The sequence below is a fragment of the Shewanella sp. AC34-MNA-CIBAN-0136 genome, from assembly GCF_040309945.1.
Lineage (GTDB): Bacteria > Pseudomonadota > Gammaproteobacteria > Enterobacterales > Shewanellaceae > Shewanella.
This window is the reverse complement of record NZ_JBEOPJ010000007.1, coordinates 121279-138632: the sequence shown is the minus strand read 5'-3', so window position 1 is coordinate 138632 and position 17354 is coordinate 121279. Positions and strand designations below refer to the sequence as shown.

13 protein-coding genes are annotated in these 17354 nt (G+C 39.5%); 6 read left to right on the top strand and 7 right to left on the bottom strand.

The window, feature by feature from the left end:
* Nucleotides 1-80 precede the first annotated feature (80 nt).
* Together AAEY94_RS09115 and AAEY94_RS09110 are read left to right on the top strand one after the other, a co-directional pair.
* Entirely contained in the window at nucleotides 81-914 is an 834-nt protein-coding gene (locus tag AAEY94_RS09115; RefSeq protein ID WP_350978517.1) for a hypothetical protein, read from the top strand.
* A 353-nt stretch (nucleotides 915-1267) separates the two neighbouring features.
* Nucleotides 1268-2032 carry a mechanosensitive ion channel domain-containing protein gene (locus tag AAEY94_RS09110; protein ID WP_392341515.1) on the top strand — a complete coding sequence of 255 codons (765 nt, stop codon included), beginning with the start codon at nucleotides 1268-1270 and terminating at the stop codon, nucleotides 2030-2032.
* Nucleotides 2033-2432: 400 nt separating this feature from the next.
* On the opposite strand, the gene AAEY94_RS09105 is transcribed toward AAEY94_RS09110, so the two are convergent.
* From AAEY94_RS09105 to AAEY94_RS09075, 7 genes are all read right to left on the bottom strand, one after another.
* On the bottom strand, nucleotides 2433-3293 hold the full coding sequence (locus tag AAEY94_RS09105) for a DMT family transporter (RefSeq protein ID WP_350978516.1): 861 nt from the start codon (nucleotides 3291-3293) through the stop codon (nucleotides 2433-2435).
* A gap of 174 nt (nucleotides 3294-3467) precedes the next feature.
* On the bottom strand, nucleotides 3468-4568 hold the full coding sequence (locus AAEY94_RS09100; RefSeq protein WP_350978515.1) for an alkene reductase: 1101 nt from the start codon (nucleotides 4566-4568) through the stop codon (nucleotides 3468-3470).
* Between the two features lie 13 nt (nucleotides 4569-4581).
* Nucleotides 4582-4968 carry a lactoylglutathione lyase gene (gene gloA / locus AAEY94_RS09095; RefSeq protein WP_350978513.1) on the bottom strand — a complete coding sequence of 129 codons (387 nt, stop codon included), beginning with the start codon at nucleotides 4966-4968 and terminating at the stop codon, nucleotides 4582-4584.
* Nucleotides 4969-5766: 798 nt separating this feature from the next.
* On the bottom strand, nucleotides 5767-6597 hold the full coding sequence (locus tag AAEY94_RS09090) for an EAL domain-containing protein (protein WP_101087108.1): 831 nt from the start codon (nucleotides 6595-6597) through the stop codon (nucleotides 5767-5769).
* A gap of 492 nt (nucleotides 6598-7089) precedes the next feature.
* The gene (locus AAEY94_RS09085) at nucleotides 7090-7797 is read right to left on the bottom strand and encodes an SDR family oxidoreductase (protein ID WP_350978511.1); all 708 of its coding nucleotides are present in this window, start codon (nucleotides 7795-7797) and stop codon (nucleotides 7090-7092) included.
* Nucleotides 7798-8172: 375 nt separating this feature from the next.
* Entirely contained in the window at nucleotides 8173-8625 is a 453-nt protein-coding gene (locus tag AAEY94_RS09080) for a DUF302 domain-containing protein (protein ID WP_350978509.1), read from the bottom strand.
* A gap of 173 nt (nucleotides 8626-8798) precedes the next feature.
* Nucleotides 8799-9122: a heavy metal-binding domain-containing protein gene (locus tag AAEY94_RS09075; RefSeq protein ID WP_101087111.1), complete on the bottom strand. Its 324-nt coding sequence runs from the start codon at nucleotides 9120-9122 to the stop codon at nucleotides 8799-8801.
* Between the two features lie 612 nt (nucleotides 9123-9734).
* Here AAEY94_RS09075 and AAEY94_RS09070 point away from each other — a divergent pair.
* The 4 genes from AAEY94_RS09070 (at nucleotide 9735) to AAEY94_RS09055 (ending at nucleotide 17270) form a co-directional block, all read left to right on the top strand.
* Nucleotides 9735-10637 carry a CLCA_X family protein gene (locus AAEY94_RS09070; protein ID WP_350978507.1) on the top strand — a complete coding sequence of 301 codons (903 nt, stop codon included), beginning with the start codon at nucleotides 9735-9737 and terminating at the stop codon, nucleotides 10635-10637.
* Between the two features lie 448 nt (nucleotides 10638-11085).
* Nucleotides 11086-12081: a response regulator gene (locus AAEY94_RS09065; RefSeq protein WP_350978505.1), complete on the top strand. Its 996-nt coding sequence runs from the start codon at nucleotides 11086-11088 to the stop codon at nucleotides 12079-12081.
* A gap of 305 nt (nucleotides 12082-12386) precedes the next feature.
* Nucleotides 12387-14834: a hybrid sensor histidine kinase/response regulator gene (locus AAEY94_RS09060; RefSeq protein WP_350978504.1), complete on the top strand. Its 2448-nt coding sequence runs from the start codon at nucleotides 12387-12389 to the stop codon at nucleotides 14832-14834.
* A gap of 102 nt (nucleotides 14835-14936) precedes the next feature.
* On the top strand, nucleotides 14937-17270 hold the full coding sequence (locus AAEY94_RS09055; protein ID WP_350978502.1) for an ATP-binding protein: 2334 nt from the start codon (nucleotides 14937-14939) through the stop codon (nucleotides 17268-17270).
* Nucleotides 17271-17354 lie beyond the last annotated feature (84 nt).

Below are 17354 nucleotides of genomic sequence, written 5' to 3'. Positions count from 1 at the left end.
ATAACATTATGACAACAACGATGTGTTTTACTTAAACATCAATGACGTTAACAATGACATTAAAAGGATGTTACTCACCCATGAGAGCCACTTATCTATTTTTGTTATGTCCATTGCTCGTGCCGACAGTTGCCAGCGCAAACAACTTGCCTAACTTCCTCACCGCAGACTCCGATAAAGAGTACCGTGCAACAATTAATCATTTACGGGGTTTATTACCCAAAAATGGCATTGCAGAAATATTGCCTGGGTTAGCCTCACCGTATGGGGTGCTTGATGTGCATCCAACAAAATTTACCTCTGCAGAGGATAAAAATGATTTTGCTAACTTCAATTTAGGTGTAATGAGTCACGCGATATTTAAAGCCGATCCCCAATTTGTCACCAGTTTGCCCAATAGAGTGCTGTGCAATGAAAAATCATGTCGAGACCAAAGGGTTAAGGCCATCAACATATTGCTGATAGAGCAAGACGTAATCAGTCGTTTTTTTAAGGACAACGTCGATATCACTATTGTTCAGCGCTCAGATGATAATGTATTTAGAGTCAATAACGCATTTTTCACCCCCGCAGGTATTATTCAATATCAACCGTCAGCGGTAGCTGGGTTTGTACCTTCAGCCGATGCCACATATTTTAAAAATGTCACCAATATAGAAGCGTGTGATTTGTGCTCATCACGCTCAGCTAAGGTAAGAGACATTATGGCCAAGCACCACATTGCCGCGATGGTTAAAGAAAGTGACGGCGTAATAAATATTATTTTCGATGGTATCAGTAATAATCATTGGGGAGTTAAGCTAAGCGACAACTCAGATGTTAAGCCGGTAAAAGGGCAGCCAAATGCTTTGGGGTATCGATATGATGATGTTATAGCGATAACACCAACCGTTATTTACTACCAAACTAACTAAAATGATCACCAGCTAAAATATTCACTTCAATATTCACTTCAATATTGCGAATCTCGATACGAAAAAACCATTAATGTCAGTTACATTAATGGTTTTTTCGTGTTTATGAAGAGGAAAATTTACCGAAGTTGACTAAGTGTTTACTGCTGCACCAGGTTAGACCTCATACTGTTATGGCCTAATTACCTTGTCTTCTGCTGCTATTGCCAATAGAGTGACGGCCGGAATGTCCGTAATTCAGCACCATGAGTGTGGGAACAAAAACAACGTAGGTAACAAGTTTGATAGATAATATAGCTTTGATCGTCGATTTTTTTCTCGAACACAAATTATTATTAACGGTGTTAATAATAATGCTTATCTCAGTGATAAAACGTTTTATCATTTCAAGTATTCGTGGCGACGTCGCTTTTCTTTCTGATGTGCAACGCAAATGGATGTCACGCACTAAAAATGGCACCTTCATTTTAATACTGGTTATTTTGTTCATGCTTTGGCAATCCGAAGTTAGCAAGTTTGCACTGTCTGTTACCGCCATTGCCATTGCCATAGTGATAGCATCAAAAGAAATCATTCTTTGCTTTACCGGCTCAATACAACGCGCGAGTTCACGTTCATTTGTGATTGGTGATTGGATTGAAGTAGGGAAAATATATGGCGAAGTGATTGAACATAACTTAATGGCCACCGTTATCCAAGAGATCGACCTTGATCAAGGTCAATATCATTACACCGGTAAAACTGCGACATTGCCTAACAGTATGTTTTTTACCTATGCGGTGAAAAACCTCAACTTTATGAAACGTTATGTTTACCACAACATAACCATTACCGTGGTCCAGTTTGTTAATCTCTATACACTGTTTCCGGCGTTAACCCGCCAAATAGAACAGCACTGTGAAGACTTTATCGAAGTGGCTAAGCGTTACAACGGTGTGATAGAAAAACATGCTGGTGTCGATTTACCTGGCAGCGAACCGCATATTCATATCACCAGCGGCATCAACGGCGAGCAAAATGTGCATATCATGATTTTTTGCCCCACCGAACGCGCCATACATTTAGAGCAGTTAATAAGAGAAGACTTTATGATTGCTTACCACGAAAACTTTAGCTAATTCATCTGAAATCGCTCTCTATCGCTCCACATGTTTAGTCCGCACGGCATGATTAATCTCAGTTCAACACTGGGATTAATCATTAACTTCACTGTGTTTTTGCATCAATTACATCAATACAAAGTCTTTGCATGTGTCGATTACTCGTCATCATGACCTTTCAGTAGCGTTTATAGACTCATCTCAGCTTAGTCTCAGCAATTGAGTTACACCTCAGTGTATAAGGCGTTGTGTCCCTCCCACCCTATGCATTTGCGTAGCGAATACAACGCCGTGGTTAACAAACCGAAAAATAGGTTATTACTACATCGATATACTCAGCGTTGTAGATGTTGCAGATGTTGCAGATGTTGCAGATGTTGTAGATGTTATAGATATTGTAAATAAAGCTTTTTACGCACTATTTTTTAGAATATTTGATGTAAATAAACAGTGACAATAAAATAACCCCGCCACCAATAAGCTTTTGCATTTCAACTACCTCATCAAGAAAGCTGATAGACAATATTAATGTCCAAATGGGTTCTAAAATCATGATCAGCGAAGCGGTTTCAATTTTAACGCTAAATTGACCGACAGTTTGAAGTAAATAACGCACACTGGTTGCGATAACCGTTGATACCGCAAACCAAAATAGCACATGACCATTTATCTCAAAATGTTCAGGTGAAACCGCAGCCATAACCACGCAACCCACAATGCCCACCATGAATAATTGTACACAGATGGATGTTAACGGTTTTATATTGGTCAAGACCCGCTTATTCAATACGAAATGCAATGACAGCAGTGCCGATGATAATAAGAAAAACCACTGGCTGTTATCAACTTCCCAGCCAGTTGTGATGGTCAATAACATAATGCCTATACAAGTAATAGGCAGTGATATCCAAAACATGCGGTTGGGTTTAACTTTGAATAATAGCCAAGAAATAAACGGGGCTATAATCATCGCCAGGCTCATGATAAAAGCACCTTCAGACAAAGTACTAGAGATGGTAATCGCGTGAACCCATACTTCAATCGAAGCGGCTAATACCATGCCAACGCCACCAAGCGCGGCAATTTGTTTCAGGCGTAGAACAAAAATCTGCTGATAACAAAATGGCAATAAAATCAGACTCGCGATTAAGAAGCGAGCAGCAATAAACACCTCTCCAGGCATCTCTAAAATAACAAGTTTGGAGGATATCCATCCCACAGCCGCAAGCATTGTGGCCAGTAATAAGGATATTTTGCCGCGCAACTCATCGGTTTTCATTAAACGTTTTTCCAGCTGAGGGATGGGAAAAGGGGCAAGGCTCTTGGCAAGTCGCAATGATACGAGAAAACCAAAAGATATGTCGTGATAAATAGATGATGTATACGTATAAAGCGATCCTACCTTACGTCAGAATCGCTCACATATTAACTCAACTCGACAGTGTGATTACTATTAGCTTGGGCTGTATTCGGGGTAATCAGTATATCCGCGTTCACCACCACCAAATAATGTCTCTGGGTTGTGAGAGGCTAATGGATAGTTATGCTTAATACGGTTTACCAGATCTGGATTGGAGACAAATGGTCGGCCAAAACCAATCATATCCGCTACACCAGCATCAATGGCCTGAGATCCATTTTCGCCGTTGTAACGTCCCGCATAAATAAGCACACCTTTATAAACGTCGCGAACCGTATCTTTAAATACTGTTGGTGTCTCTGGGGCATCATCCCAATCAACTTCAGCCACATGGATATAGACCACATTGAGGCTATTAAGTAATGCTGCCGCGGCAATGTAGGTGTCTATCGGCGTTGCATCAACAGTACCATTTAGCGATGTGAATGGCGCAAGACGAACACCAACACGATCAGCGCCAATGGCTTGCGTCATTGCACCAACCACTTCACCCAGGAAGCGCAGGCGGTTTTCGATACTACCACCATATTCGTCGATACGATTATTCGCTTCAGAATCGATAAACTGGTTAATTAAATAACCGTTAGCAGCATGCAGTTCTATGCCATCAAAACCGGCTTCTATCGCATTTAACGCTGCTTGACGATATTCGCCAATCACATGTTCAATGTCAGCTTTAGACATTTCACGAGCCACTACCACGTCAACAAAACCGGGTTCGTCGGTACCATTATCCACAAACACTTTTACATTTTGGGCTTTTAGTGCAGAAGACGAAATAGGCTGTTGACCACCGATATTATCAGGGTGAGACACTCGACCAACGTGCCAAAGCTGAGCGAAGATAGTGCCATTTTGTGCATGAACCGCTTTGGTGACCTTCTGCCATCCGGCAATTTGTTCTGCAGAATAAATACCTGGCGTCCATGCGTAGCCTTGGCCCATGACCGATATTTGGGTGCCTTCTGTAATAATAAGACCCGCGGATGCTCGCTGAGCATAATATTCAGCCATCATCTCATTAGCCACATTACCCGGTTGGGTTGAGCGCGAGCGCGTCATTGGTGGCATCACAATACGATTGTTTAAAGAGAGTTTACCGAGCTGTATTGGTTGAAATAGTGCATTGTTCATTCTGTATTCCTCTTTACTTGCTAATTTGGATGAGCTCAATTTGGTATCCATCAGGATCGACGATAAAGGCGATGTGGGTTGAGCCACCTTTTACCGGTCCTGGTTCACGGGTGACGTTGCCACCGCGTGCTTTAATGTCATTACAGGCACTATAAATATCCTCTACACCCAGCGCAATATGACCAAAAGCATTACCATGGTCATACTCATTGGTGTCCCAGTTATAGGTTAATTCAATCGTGGTGCTGTCTGCTTGAGTGCCATAACCCACAAAAACTAAGCTGTAGCGATAGTCTTTGTTTTCGGTTCTTTCTAGCACTTTCATGCCTAGCACATGGGTATAAAACTCAATTGATTTTTCTAGGTCAATGACTCTCAACATAGTGTGTAAAAATTTCATAACTCTCTCTTTAGGCGACATATTTTAAACGCATAAGTGAACGTGCCCATTCCCGAATAAACAAACGAATAAACAAACGAATAAACAACCGAATAAACAACCGAATAAACAATCGGATAAATTACACTATAAGGCGTGCGTATGAATGATGTTCGATAGACGTAATATACAGTGAACAAGGCTAAACAATAAATTATTAAAATTTATCATTTTGATAATAAAACGTTATCAATAGAGGGTTTAACAATTAATTTCCAAAATTTTTTCAACATAATTAACAAATTATTTGCTGGTTATCATGGTGACAATAAACATTATCATGCAAAGCAAACTGAAAGTTGACAATGTGCCCCTCAAATACAAATGAAAACGGTCTGTGATCTCTCTGATTTTTGCAAAAAAGAGGCACGCTTTATCGTCTAAATTTTAGCTTAGGCACAGATGTACGAACTGCTTTTTAACCATTAAACCATGGTGATAGTGCGTTTTTGTTGTTGCAAAGAGTATTACGCCTATAGCATAGGCGCATTAATGACGCAGTGTAGAAATATTTAGGCTCAATAAATATTGGGCAGCAGCATGAAAATAAGATTAACCATAGTTGCGATAATCTTTACCGCTATTTCGATGCCGGTCATGTCACAGACTGTTAACTAAGAAATACCACAAGCCATTCAACCTATGCACGAAACATCTAACCCTATTGCCTTTGAACACTTGCGCCATACTCGTGTGGAATACACTCAATGGCATAAATAATAATGTGCATTGAGGTAATGATGAGTCTCGACCTTAAGCTTATATACCCGCACCGTCATTTAAGCTCAGAGTAGGTTGAGTCTTAATCTGACTTTCGCTGCGGTATATCTCGTCAAAATCAACTAGCGGTAGGGATTCAAAACCAGGTTTAGCAAATAAATAACCCTGCATCAGCTCAATGCCACAATCGCGTAACCATTGCATTTCTTCTATTGTCTCTACGCCTTCAGCCAAAGAGGTAATGTTAAGTTCAGCAAACAAGTTTAAGCAGTTTTTTATAATAGCTTGTCGGGTTTTATCTTGGTCGATATTACGAACAAGCTTCATATCAAATTTGATAATGTTGGTTTGAAAATCAGCCAACAGTCCCAAACCGGCATAGCCAGAACCAAAATCGTCTAGTGCGGTGATAAATCCTGATTGCTTATAATACTCAACGATACTCTTAACAAATGCAGTATCACTAATGTTCTCATTTTCTGTAAATTCAAACATGATTCTGTTGGTTGGGAAGTTATACTCTTTAGCGGCTTCTAAGGTTGTGCGAATACAGCGCTCAGGTTTATAAATGGCATTTGGGAGAAAGTTAATGCTAAGCATTGAATCTAGCTTTAGTTTCGCCGCCAGTGCGATGGCTTTAACGCGGCAAAGTTGATCAAAGAGGTAACGATTATCATCATTAACTTGAGAAATGATCGAAAAGGCCGATTCATTCTGTAAACCACGTACCAATGCTTCATAGCCAAATATGCTATTGGTCTTACAGTTAATAATTGGCTGAAAAGCCATGGTGAAATCAAAATCAAGGCTGCTTTTATCAAAACATTTATTACAAGTAAATCTGTCATAAATTATTGGCTTTGTTTCCATTGTAGCAACCTCAATTAATATAACGCTCGCTTAAGCTATGCCGTAACGAACTTAGGATTCTACCTTGCATGGTAATGACTAAAAACATTACCAATGCAGCGCGTTGCAAATCAACATTAAGTGTTTGTTGAGCTTAGCCGCTATGCGGCAGGAAAAGATAAAACTCATCTTAATTGTATCAATTTTAATTTGATTAACTGTCGACTTAATCGATGTTGCCACACTGTGTGGGTTAACACTCAGACATCATAATAATATCAACGATAAAGACATTAAAACAACATCTTACCTATTTCAATCTTTAAGGCAAGCCACGCACAAACATCATTCCACATTATCTAGTATTTAATAGTATATCGGTCAATTTGTTGGCTAATTGCTTAATAAAAAAACATCATATTCACCATCTTCACGCACTAACAGTAGCCCAAATCTGACCAATGAATTACCAATAAAGCGGTCGGTAGTTTGTTGTACGGATTGATACGCTGATTAGAACGGCAGTTGCTCACCGTTAACATCATAAAACTGACCGGTATTGTGAATCGATAAATTGTTGATCACTTTTATAATCCCAAGGGCGGAATCATTAACCTTTACCTTTGCAGAGCTGCCGCCCATATCCGTTTGCACCCAACCAGGATGAACCGATACCACCGCGACGTTATCATTAACCAGTTCAGTCGATAAATTCACAGTTAACATATTGGCTGCGGCTTTAGACATTCGGTAACCATACCAGTCGACACCTTGTACTTGTGATAGTGATCCCTTAGAAGAAGAGATAATCGCTATTTTGCATAAACGATTTTTATTCAATAGTTCTAATAAGCAGTGTGTTAAAAATAATGGCCCGAGCGCGTTCACTTTAAAACACATTTCAGCGTCAGCATAATCAATAGCATGAATACTGTGATTATCTCCATCTAAAAAGCCCGCATTATTAACGATTAAATCGAGACTAATATTTTGCTGACTGAGATTATTCGCTAAGCGCTGGATTGATTCAGAGCTCGTGATATCCAGTGACTCAATCAATAATTTGTCAGCAAACTTAGCCTTCAACAACAAAAGCTCAGTCGCTGTTGCGCCATCTCTACAGCTTGCTATGACGCTGCAACCGTTGACAAGATATTGCTCTGTTAACGCTAAACCAATACCTCTATTCGCACCGGTGATTAATACCACTTCACTATTCATTAAAAACCTCTAAATCGATTGTTTTATATAACTTTTCTGGTAAGTTTTATTGAAAAATTCTTGTGTAAATTCTTGTGAAAAAGATAGATATAAAATATTGATAAATATCATCTTGTAGTTGTGCCACTGCTGATGTGATTCGATTTGTTTACTCTGTGTTGCGATAAGAATCGTCATTCGATAACACACAATGGCTGAGTGATCATCGTCATGCTTTGCTTATTCCTCGTATACTCGCTCCGAATTAATAAGCTGGTGGCTATAAATGATCACTCAATTTACTCGTTCAATTTACTCGTTCAAAATGTTCGCGCCAATAGCCTTGCTCAAACGACTAGGCCAAACGACTATCTCAAACGACTAGCTGCGAAATAACTACTTAGACGTTGCAGCAAGGCTTAATGTATTGAGGACACCAGAGATTTTATTAATAACCTTATCGCAGCCTGCAATACTATGACGCTGTTTAATGTACTGCGGATTGTTATACGACAGCCAAACCTTGTTATCAGCATCCTCGCTAATCAATACCTTTTGTGGCAAGTCAATCGCGACAAGTTGGTTACACTGCATTAATTGAGTACCGATGTTAGGGTTACCGAAAATAATCACTTCAGTTGGTCTCAGAGTTAAGTTCACACCGGCGGCATTTTTTTGATGATCAATCCTGGAAAAAACCGTAAAACCTTTGTCTTTTATGATCGACTCAAACCTATCTGCCGTTTCTTTGGCCGAGTAATGGCTTTCAACAGTGATAAGGCTTTCTACCGCATAAGCATGAGTAGAAGCCAACAAGACGGCAACGGCTAAAGAAATATTTTTAATCATAAAATCACCTATTCGTTATGTTTGGTCATACTAGTTGTGTTTGGTCATACTAGTTATGTTTGATCAATAGAAGAATTTCGGCGATAAACTCGCCTAACATCAAGGATATAAAAATCGACTTAAGCATTTGTTGTACGCAAATACTATTAATACCCGTTTAGTTTCAGGCGTATTTATCTGCTTGGCCCTAATTTAACCGCAGTACCAAAAGCCATAATTTCAGACGAGCCATCCATAATGGCACTTGTCGTAAAGCGGATCCCCACAATCGCATCAGCCCCTTTTTGTGCCGCACTGGCAACTAAACGCTCAACTGCGACATCTCTGGCATCAGATAACATTTCGGTGTAACCGCGGATTTCGCCACCCACAATGCTTTTTAAGCCGGCCATAATGTCTCGACCAATATGTTTAGATTGAACCACATTACCGGTTACAACACCGACAATCTCGATAATGTCCCGACCAGGAATGGTTTCAGTCGTGGTATAAATCATAAATCCTCCATGAAAAATCAATCGTAAACCATCGTACTGCTAACAAGCTTAAATAGGAATTCAATTAGTGATACTTAACTGACCCCCAATACTGTTGTTTACGCTTTAGGCGCATCCTGTAATAAAGGGAAGTAATGATGAGTCGTATTGAAGAGAAGCAATAAAGGGTCGTGATGAAGAGCCGTAATCAATAGCCGTAATGTAGATTCATAATACAGAATCGTAATCTAGACGATCCATAAAATGCTGGTGGACGTAATAGGTCACTTAGTGAGTATTGTAATAGACAACTTAATGGCAGAGTAAAATACGCTCGGTGTTTTATAGGTCGCTTTTATGTAACCTGCGCAGACTTATTTTGAGTAAATATGCATTAAAGTGAGTGAAGGTTAAAAATTTACCGAGGGTAATACTTTTATTTTTGCATAATCACGAATAGTTATTCTAGTGGTGTGCTGGTGGCATTAGCCTACGTTAGCGGTGTTTTTTACTATCACTTTATTTTTATAGGACAGTGTATGGCGTTAAACATGGCATAATTAACCACTAGGTTCAGCATTGGTTTTTGTGTAAACATTTTTGGCAATCGCTTTAGTGACAATAGAGGTATGTTTGGCTTCACATCATTCATTATTAAATCATCAACGTCATTTTGAACGTATCGGGCCCGACTATCGAAATGGCGATTCGGTCAGTTTTCTCGACATTAAACACACTTTTGGTTTGCAGCATATCCGTGTTGGAAAATGGGTTAACCGTGAGGAGTCGGCACTTGCGGCTAATTTGATATTTGACTCACTAGCCGACTTAGCCAACATATTAGCGGTACCGCCAGAGTTGATTGGTTTACGCGGTAGCTTACGCTTTGCCTTTGGCCATGGCGGCCAAAAAGGTGTGCAAGCTCATTATGCGCCAGCATACCGGGAACTGGCACTAGCCAAAAATGCCGGAGCAGGGTCGTTAGCTCATGAATTTTGGCATGCATTCGATCACTATATCGCCGATAAAATGTTTATCGACGACAGTATATTAGACCCGTATTTGTCGTCGCTTGTAATATCAGAGCAAACTACCACTACAACTCGGGCTAACTTAAGTCGCGCCAATTTATTTGCTTGTGCCAGCGACAATTGGCTGGCCGATAAATCCATAATCGCTCATCCGTTGAATAAGAAACTCTCTAGCTTATTTAAAGTGACCTTGCTGAGCGCCAACGGTCAAGAGCCACACGACTATGTGCGTCGCTCCATCGCACTCGATAAACAGCAACGCTGCCATTACTTTGCTAAACCGACCGAAATGATGGCGCGCGCCTTTGAATCTTGCATTGAAATGTATTCACAGGATTATGCCAATATATCCAATCCGTACCTAGTTAACAGTACTATCGACTCGCCACTTGCTAAACATGGCGCTTATCCCGATGCACAACACTGCCGTGAAATATATCAAGCCATGATGGAATATTTTGAACCTTTAGGGCTAGCGTTTGATAAGCAACAAGGTGAACAGTAGGCACCTATCTCTATGGGGTAACGATGTAAGTTAGTAGCTTGTATGAGTTAGTTTGAGAATGGTGTCATTTCCAATGTTACAAACAAAGGGCGATTAATGTGGCCTTTGCTTTAATGTTTATCTATAGAAAATCAGTCTCGGCCAAGACTTGTTTTCACCTAGCTAACGTCATTTGCTAGCATTGTTGAGTATTCTGGGACAGATATTGCCATTTGTGTCCCTTATTTTATCTCTTTTGCTTTGGTGGATAATGCCCGCTTTGCAATTTGATTTGCATAATGCAATTCAAATTGCGTCTCAACATGCAAACTAAATACCCATAGACTCTCCAATGTTGGTTGATGTTGGAAATTATTGCCTAATAACAATGTGTTAGATTGTCTCTGTATGAGTGGCGTACAAATTGCTGCTTCTTCGTTGTCGGTAGAGAGCAAAGAGGCAGTTCGTTATGAGTATTAAAATTGAATTACTTGAATTCATTCAATGTGTGCTCGCTAAAGAATTAGCCGAGCATGGGAAAACTATTCAACCTTGTTTAATCAATAAAACAGGCTATTACAGTGCGGTATATCAGTCCGATCCGACGTTAATGCATCAGCAATTGAGTGAACTGATAAAACAAGTGCTACAAGTCGCGGATGAAAAAATTGTGCTGATCGTTGCAGCTAAAAGTAAGCATTTAGAGCTTGCCATTTATGCTGATACAAACACCGACATTGCCGCTATCTGCACCACACCAGAGAAAGCCTTTTTTTCTCAGCCAGTGTCGATTCCTCATCAATTCATCGAATTACGGAGTGGATCGAACAAGATTAATGCTGTCTTAGCGCCGTATATTAAATTTTCGTTGGTTAATTTTACTCATTTGAAAATGAAGTCTGCGTTGAGTGTAGATTTAATTGACGAGGAGTCTAAAACCACCAATGATATTGATAATAACAATGACGTTATCAAGCTGACATTATGTAACATTGTCAATGCTCCAGATACCGATGTTAGCCCAACCTCAACTTTGTTTTGGCCATTTTATGATACGGATATTATTAACATGATTAACAAGCAAGCTTCACCAGAACCATTATCTATACTCGTTGCCGACGACAGTATTCCTAGTCAAGTTGCTACCCAAGCCATGCTTGAAAAGCTCGGCTGTAAAGTGGTGTCGGCTAATGACGGCAATTCAGCCCTAGCACTAGCACAACAACAACCTTTTGATTTAATTCTGCTCGATGAGCGTATGCCAGGGTTGTACGGCAGTGATGTAGCTCAAAGACTGGTTAGCGATGACGCCATTAATCGATTAACCCCTAAAGTGGCGTTAACCGGACTCACAGAACCCGATGAAATCCAGCATCTGTTTAGCAAAGGCATTACCCACTATTTAGAGAAACCAGTCACTAAGTTGGCATTAGAGAAATTTTTAGTTCAATGGCAGCCACAATAAAAGCTTTGTTCTACTTTATATACAATTGAGGGGATGACGGCATTTTAAAATATAGTGTTGGTATTGATTGGAACCTATATGACGACTTTTTATGGACGGCATTTTACATAGCGTTATTGAACAATTGTCACCGATTACCAACCTACTAAAAAATACTTTAACGCTAATACGACACCGTAGGAATTGATTATCCAATGTCGTTAATAAGCCGTCTGTTTCGTCAGTTTATAGCGAAGATGTGTTGCCACAATATACCCAATAGTGTCATTCGAACGACTTAAGCTAACCAATAAAGGCGGCTAAAAATGGCTGATGAATGTCAAGATGAGCTACAGGTTCAAATTCAACATGCACTTGTTGAAAAACTCTCTCATGCACAAAAACGTCAAACTAAATTACTCGAACTCTTAGATGAATGCATTTTTGAATGTAATGACAAACTTGAGTTAACGTATACCAATCCCGCTTGGAAAAAGCGATTAGGTTATGAGCGTGAGTCGTTAGAGAAAATGAATTTGTGTACGTTAATCAGTTCGTCAACGCAACTGGCATTACTTGAAGTGTGTCTGCATAAATTAGCCGATATCCGTAACACTGCCCCAACCATTATTGAAGTTCAGCTTAAGTTAATCAACGGTCAGCATCACTGGTTTGAATTAAAGTTAGTGCAAGATGGTAGCGGTGGTTACATCGGTTCGCTGTTTGAAATTCAGCAGCATAAAGACATACAAGCACAACTACTTCATCAACAAAATTATGTTAAGCGTTTATCGTTAGTGGCCAGCCATACCAAAAATTTAGTGGTGATAACCAATCGCGAGGGATGTATTGAGTGGGTGAATAAAAGTTTCGAAGAAAGAACCGGTTATATCTTAAAAAATATTCTGGGTAAAAAACCGGGTTATCTATTGCAAGGTAAAGACAGCGATCCTCAAACTATCACCTTAATGTCAGAGGCATTGCGTCATGGTAGAAGCTTTCAAACCGACATTATTAATTATAATTGTCATGGAGAATCTTATTGGGTCAACATTAATACCAGTCCGGTTATTGATAGCACTGGCAACATTAGTCACTTTATTGCGGTACAAACCGACATTAGCGAAAACCGAGCAGCTTTAAAGGTTTTACAAGAAGCTAAATATCAAGCAGAGCAATTATCCGAAGCTAAAAGTCGTTTTATGGCCAATATAAGCCATGAAATTCGTACACCACTGAATGCGGTGATTGGTTCTGCTGATATCCTGCTCGAAAGCGGCTTAACCCGCGAGCAAACACGCTTTACGGACATGATCAGAACCAGTAGTGATGCATTGTTGAGTATCTTAGATGATGTCCTGACCTATTCTCGTTTTGAAGCCGGTAAAATAAATATTGTTAATGAACCTTTTAAACTTGATCGTTGCCTTGAAGAAGCGATTGATATCGTATCTGGCCCAGCTTTAGAAAAAGGCTTATCAGTTATCTTAAATATTATGCCAACCGTGCCGCTAGCTATCATTGGTGATAAGGCACGTATCAGGCAGATATTAATTAATTTATTGGCCAATGCCATTAAATTTACCCTCCAAGGGGAGGTCGTGGTATCGGTTAATTACATGAATAATGATGACCAACTCACCTTGCAAATAATTGTTCAAGATACGGGGATCGGTATTGAAGCAGATAAAATTGAACAAATGTTTGAAGCGTTTATGCAATCAGACACTTCATCAACTCGTGTTTATGGTGGTAGTGGCTTAGGGCTAGCCATTTGTCGACAAATTTGTGAAGCGATGAGCGGCGATATACGTGTTGAGTCTAGCATTGATGTCGGCAGTCGTTTTATTGTTGAAATACCGCTAATTGTTGAGCCTAAAATTTGTGATTCAACCGCCAAGATTATTAATAATAATAAATATTCCCATTGTTGGGTTGTCGGTCAAAATAACAGCTTAAATCCAGCCGTTTACAATATGTTGCAGCATTACAGTCTCACTTATAGTGCGTTTAATAACCCGACTGATTTACCACAACAGCTGGCAGATAATGTCGATATTATTGTGTTAACAGACCCAAATCAATTGCAGTCTTGTCGTGATTATTTGCAAGCCATCAATAACATTAAATCAACCAAAGTGTGTTTTCTTTCTATAGACTTACTCGGCCAAGAGAGTAGTTTTGTGTATAACAATCAAAACGAAATTCAGCTTAATGGTCCATTTAAATTATCACATTTGAGTTGGGCATTAGAGTTATTAGACGATCCTTTAGTTAATCTAGAATTAACTCATTCATGTGAGAGTGGATTTCCACCATCGCTGGCACTGCAATTTACTGATAAGCATGTATTAATCGTTGAAGATAACATCAACAATCAGGCAGTGTTAAGTCAATTACTGGTTCAAGTGGGTTGTGAGGTTCATTGTGCTGAAAATGGACAAGCAGCATTGAACTACTTAGCTGAACACAAAACCGACTTAATCCTTATGGATATTCAAATGCCTGTTATGGATGGCATTACCGCGACAGAAAAAATTCGTTCTGGTCGAGAGATATTCAGTCAAACACCGATTATAGCCGTGACGGCTAATGCTATTCATGGTGATAAAAAGCGTTTTATTCAAGCAGGAATGAATGATTATCTAGCAAAACCCATCAATCGAGACAGCTTGTATGAGTTACTCCAACGCTATTTGAATTCAACCAATAGTGTTAAGCGGAGTAAGTTAGATAAACTCCAATATACCTTAGATCAATTAAATGGCTTATAACGGTTGCCTCAATGATTTGTGCATACAAATCAACTCTATATAGCGATAGCACTGATAGTAATATAGAGTGTTATTGATGTTTGATAATTCTAGGGACCTAATATGGATCAACCACAGCCGACAATTGATGAAGCAAACAGACTTAAGGCATTACTTGAGTTGAATTTGCTGGATACGTTTCCAGAAGAGCAATTTGATCACATGACTCGTTTTGTCCAAGCCTACTTCAATGTATCAATTTGTTTGGTCAGTTTGGTTGATAAAAATAGACAATGGTTCAAATCCAAACAAGGCTTAGAAGCTTGCGAAACAGGTAGAGCAGAGTCCTTTTGTGGCCATGCTATTCATTCCAGTGATGTATTTGTTGTAGAAGATACCTTAGAAGACCAACGCTTTGCTGATAACCCCTTAGTTTTAGATGGCCCTAAAATTCGTTTTTATGCAGGATTTCCTTTGCAAACTGCTGGTGGTCATCGTATTGGCACCTTGTGCATTATCGACACTAAACCAAGACAATTTAGTTATAGCGACAAACAGCATCTGCAAGATTTTGGTAAAGTAATTGAAAGCCTGATCCGTCAACGCAGTGCCGAAATAGCAACCGACAAGCAAAGCTCATTTACTCAAAGGTTAATCAGCTTACTCACGAAACCATCGCCACTATGGACCCGCAGAGCCGTGGCTTTTTCAATCAGTTTGATTGTACTGGCATCGAGCCTATTCCTTGCCGTACAAACAGACAATCAACATGTAATTTTTCAAGCTGATATTATTGAACATTTAACTCCGGATGAGTCAACTAACGACTCTTGGTGGCATTATACGCTATACATTTTTGCTGGTGGCTGCCTGGCCATGCTGATGTATTTCTTGCTTCGATTACCGGCTAACTTACGTAAAATGTTACATCTTTTATCAGTTAATCAAGTTAGGAATGAAAGACGTTTTCGTGATGCGATTGAAGCATTAGCTGATGGATTTATCATTTTTGATAATCAGCAAAAAGTGGCGGTGTATAATCAAAATTTTATTTCGCTTTATCCTGAACTGGCTGATATTGTTCACGAAGGCATTAGTTATCAAGAATTACGAAAAAACTCCACAGTACGCAGTTTAGTTAAACAACCTGATTTTCTAGATGTAGATGACCTACGTAAGCAGCAACCTGAGCGGATTATTGAGTTCAATGACGGCCGTTGGATTAAAATGGTTGAACGACCAATGCGAGATGGCGGTATTGTTGGGTTCCATACCGATATAACTGAGTTGAAACGCAAAGAACTGCAACTCATCGAAGCGCGCCAAAAAGCAGAAACGGCTAACGTAGTTAAATCAAAATTTTTAGCCAATGTCAGTCACGAAGTCAGAACCCCATTAAATGGTATTATTGGCCTTTTGGATGTGTTGGTTGACGATGAAGAGCTTAATTCGCAGCAACAATTTTATTTAACCACAATGCAAGATTCATCTAATAGCCTACTGCAAATATTGAACGACATTTTAGATGTCAGCAAAATGGAAGCAGGTAAGTTAACCTTAGTCTCTGAACCCTTTAATTTAACGACGACACTGCAATCTGCCTGCAGCTTAATGAATACCAATGCTGAGGCGAGTGGTTTATCGCTTAGTTTATCATTACCTGAACAAGAGTTAAGTTTGCTCGGTGATCCAGGCCGCATACGCCAACTCGTGCTGAATTTATTATCAAATGCGATCAAATTCACCAAAGTGGGAAGTATAAACTTAACCGCGACATACGATGTGGTCTCAGATACTCAAGTGAACGTGACGATTACCATTACCGACACAGGGATTGGTATTCCTGAAACAATGTTGAATCACATCTTAGAACCCTTTACTCAAGTCGATAATAGTGCAATAAAACACAGCTCAGGTACTGGGCTTGGCTTAGCAATCAGTAATAATTTAGTTAAGTTAGTGCAAGGGACATTAACCATAAACAGCCAAGAACAAAGCGGTACCGAAATCATTATTGGTATACCGTTTACCCTAGCTAAACCGGTTGAATATAACTCAGCAACATTAATTAGTAATCTCAATCTTCGCGATAGAAATGTCAAAATATTGCTCGCCGATGATGACAAGACTAATCAACTAGTGATGCAAGCGATGTGCGACAAACTGCAATGTAATATTGATATTGTTAATGATGGAATAGAGGCCGTTGAAGCGGCCAAAAAACTAAAGTACGACGTTATTTTAATGGATATATATATGCCAAGAATGGATGGCATTACCGCGTCTACACTCATTCGTGCAGACTCTTTATGCAAAAAAACGCCCATCATTGCTTTTACCGCCAATGCTATGGAAGGGGATAAAAAACGCTTTATGGATGCCGGTATGGACGATTATGTTTCAAAACCGATTAACAAAGTTCACTTCTTACAAACCCTGTCTAAATTCCTACAGTAGTCATCTGTTTGCTTTGTAATTTGAATTGCATTTTGCAAACAGAATGGCAAGTTACTACCTAAAAAAACTTAATTAATTTTATTG

Bases quoted from the DNA above. Each gene is read 5' to 3' on its own strand.
- AAEY94_RS09115 (WP_350978517.1), top strand. From the start codon at position 81: ATGAGAGCCACTTATCTATTTTTGTTATGTCCATTGCTCGTGCCGACA.
- AAEY94_RS09110 (WP_392341515.1), top strand. From the start codon at position 1,268: ATGCTTATCTCAGTGATAAAACGTTTTATCATTTCAAGTATTCGTGGC.
- AAEY94_RS09105 (WP_350978516.1), bottom strand. From the start codon at position 3,293: ATGAAAACCGATGAGTTGCGCGGCAAAATATCCTTATTACTGGCCACA.
- AAEY94_RS09100 (WP_350978515.1), bottom strand. From the start codon at position 4,568: ATGAACAATGCACTATTTCAACCAATACAGCTCGGTAAACTCTCTTTA.
- gloA (WP_350978513.1), bottom strand. From the start codon at position 4,968: ATGAAATTTTTACACACTATGTTGAGAGTCATTGACCTAGAAAAATCA.
- AAEY94_RS09090 (WP_101087108.1), bottom strand. From the start codon at position 6,597: ATGGAAACAAAGCCAATAATTTATGACAGATTTACTTGTAATAAATGT.
- AAEY94_RS09085 (WP_350978511.1), bottom strand. From the start codon at position 7,797: ATGAATAGTGAAGTGGTATTAATCACCGGTGCGAATAGAGGTATTGGT.
- AAEY94_RS09080 (WP_350978509.1), bottom strand. From the start codon at position 8,625: ATGATTAAAAATATTTCTTTAGCCGTTGCCGTCTTGTTGGCTTCTACT.
- AAEY94_RS09075 (WP_101087111.1), bottom strand. From the start codon at position 9,122: ATGATTTATACCACGACTGAAACCATTCCTGGTCGGGACATTATCGAG.
- AAEY94_RS09065 (WP_350978505.1), top strand. From the start codon at position 11,086: ATGAGTATTAAAATTGAATTACTTGAATTCATTCAATGTGTGCTCGCT.
- AAEY94_RS09060 (WP_350978504.1), top strand. From the start codon at position 12,387: ATGGCTGATGAATGTCAAGATGAGCTACAGGTTCAAATTCAACATGCA.
- AAEY94_RS09055 (WP_350978502.1), top strand. From the start codon at position 14,937: ATGGATCAACCACAGCCGACAATTGATGAAGCAAACAGACTTAAGGCA.